The sequence below is a fragment of the Achromobacter sp. GbtcB20 genome (genome assembly GCF_019091095.1).
Lineage (GTDB): Bacteria > Pseudomonadota > Gammaproteobacteria > Burkholderiales > Burkholderiaceae_B > Achromobacter > Achromobacter mucicolens.
Window position 1 is genome coordinate 1 of record NZ_JAGXJZ010000987.1, and the last position, 229, is coordinate 229.

The window sequence follows — 229 nt, forward strand, 5'->3', positions numbered from 1 at the left end:
CGCCTGCTCCGGGTCGGGGATGACGAAGGCCATGATGGTCGTGGTGCCGCCCGCCAGGCCGGCCGCGGTGCCGGTGAAGAAGTCGTCGGCCGTCACCGTGCCCATGAAGGGCAGCTGCATGTGAGTGTGGGTGTCGATCCCGCCCGGCATCACGTACTGCCCGCCCGCGTCGATCACCGTGGCGTTGGCCGGGGCGTCGATGCTCTCGCCGACGGCCACGATCTTGTCG

The 229-nt window shown here is 70.3% G+C and carries 1 pseudogene; it reads right to left on the bottom strand.

Going from position 1 to position 229, the window contains the following annotated elements:
* Positions 1–229, bottom strand: a pseudogene (locus tag KVT32_RS31940) (amidohydrolase family protein); the annotation flags it as partial.